The organism is Dethiosulfatibacter sp. (assembly GCF_983023055.1).
Window position 1 is genome coordinate 425 of record NZ_CEZJXU010000346.1, and the last position, 2,446, is coordinate 2,870.

A 2,446-nucleotide genomic window follows, 5' to 3' on the forward strand; every position below is an offset into this window, starting at 1 on the left:
CAATTTATCAAAAAAGCAAAACCCGCTTCACTTATGGACAAAGAATATGAAAGTTTAATAACTGTAGGAAATATGGAGGATAATCTGGATTATTTATCTGAATGTGACTGGATTATTGAAGTTGTATCTGAAAGGCTTGAAATCAAACAACTGGTCATGAAAAAAATTCTGCCATATGTAAAAGAAGGTACTATTGTTAGTAGTAATACGTCGGGAATTTCAATAAATAAAATTGTAGAGGATATGCCTATTGAATTCAGACAGTATTGGTTGGGAACGCATTTTTTCAATCCAGTACGTTATATGAAGCTTTTTGAAATTATTCCTTGTGAGGAAACACTGCCAGAAATAGTTGATTTCATGTCAGAGTTTGGAGAAAAGGTTTTAGGAAAAGGAATTGTACATTGTAAAGATACTCCGAATTTTATTGCTAATCGTGTTGGCGCTTCTTTGGGAACGAATGTTATTAAGTTGATGATGGATATGGGTTTGACAGTTTCAGAAGTAGATGCCATAACGGGTACGGTAATAGGAAGACCAAAAACTGCTACTTTTGCACTTTATGACATGGTTGGACTGGATATTGGTGTAACATCAGCTACAGTAGTACATGATAATGTATCAGATCCAGATGAAAAAGCTAATTTAACCTTTCCACCTTTTATATATGAGATGTTAGAAAAACGTATGCTTGGCAATAAGACAAAAGGAGGATTTTATAAAAGACAGGGTAAAGAAAAGTTGATGATGGATGTAGATACCCTTGAATATGTGCCTAAAAAGGATGCGGAGTTTGAAAGTTTAAAGAAGGCGAAAAAAGAGAAGACTCTTGCAGGTAAATTGGAAGCATTCTATGAAGGTGATGATGTTGCAGCCAAGTTTATTTGGGAGCATATGAAAGAGTATTTTCTAAGTACTGCAGCTAAGATACCAGAAATTTGTGAAAAAATTTACAGTATAGACCAAGCGCTATGTTGGGGTTACAATCACAGCAAAGGACCATTTGAAATATGGAATGGATTGGATATTAAAAAGTATGTGGATAGGATGGAGGCTGAAGGTGGAATGATACCAGCTTGGGTAAAAGAGATGCTTTCCCTAGGATATTCATCTTTCTACAAGGAAGAAAAAGGAATTACTTACTATTATTCAATAATTGATAAAAAATATGTTCCAATTGAATATGATGAAAAAACTGTTATATTAAAAAGACTTAAAGCTGATGACAAGATAATTAAAGCTAGTAAAACAGGTACATTATATGATATTGGAGATGGTGTAATTTGTTTGGAAATGCATACTCGTACATCGGCTATTTCAGCAGAATTACTTGAAACTATAAAAGAAGCACAGGAAGAACTAGAAAGCAATTGGGATGGAATGGTAATAACCAGTGCAAATAAAAATTTCTGTGTAGGTGCAGATTTAACATTAATATTATCGTATATTGAAGAAAAAAAATGGACTGAGATTGATGCAGTATTAAAAAGATCTCAAGAAATATATATGAGAAACAAGTATTCATACAAACCAGTAGTTATAGCACCTTTTGGTATGGCTTTAGGTGGAGGATGCGAGATGGCTATGCATAGTTCGGGCATGCAAGCTTCTGCAGAAATATATATGGGTCTTGTTGAATTGGGTGTTGGTGTGATTCCAGCAGGTGGAGGAGTTAAAGAAATGACTCTAAGAGCCTTGGAACGTACTGATAATACTAACGTATCCACCAGTGATTTCATACTATCTTATCTACAGAATATTGCTATGGCTAAAGTATCAAGCAGTGGTAAAGATGCTCAAAATCTTGGTTTTATTAAGAAGATGGATGGAATAACATTCAACAAGGATTTATTGATTACAGATGCAAAGAAAAAAGTATTGGAGTTTATTGATAATGGTTATACACCTCCAGCAGCTAAGCCTTTTCCTGCTCCAGGAATAAACGATAATTCATTTGGATACATGCAGGGAAAAGTAATGATGGATGCTGGCATGATAAGTGAATATGATTTGCATTTATTAAATAAAGTGTTGTACATAATGACTGGTGGTGATGTAACAAAAGGTACCATGATTAATGAACAATATCTTTTGGACCTGGAGAGAGAAGTGTTTGTAGAACTTTGTAAGGAAAGGAAAACACAGGATAGAATACGTTATATGCTAACAAATGGGAAACCTTTACGAAATTAAGAGGAGGAGTTTAAAATGAGAGAAGCCGTAATTGTATCTGCCGTTCGTACAGCTGGAGGAAAGGCTCCACGAGGGACACTTAGAGATACTAGACCAGAGTTGATGGGAAAACTTTGTATGGAAGAAGCTATAAAAAGAGCAGGAATAGATCCAGGAATAATTGATGATGTAATATGGGGATGTTCTACACCAGAACAATCTTTGGGTATGAATATTGCCAGAATTACCGCATACTATGCAGGAATTCCAAAAG

Annotated in this window: 2 protein-coding genes; both read left to right on the plus strand. The window is 34.8% G+C overall.

Features of this window, described 5'->3' with window-relative positions:
- On the plus strand, window positions 1–2,193 hold a 2,193-nt coding region (locus AC3AX0_RS10765; RefSeq protein ID WP_487550288.1), incomplete at its 5' end, for a 3-hydroxyacyl-CoA dehydrogenase/enoyl-CoA hydratase family protein.
- A gap of 15 nt (window positions 2,194–2,208) precedes the next feature.
- On the plus strand, window positions 2,209–2,446 hold a 238-nt coding region (locus AC3AX0_RS10770; protein WP_487550289.1), incomplete at its 3' end, for a thiolase family protein.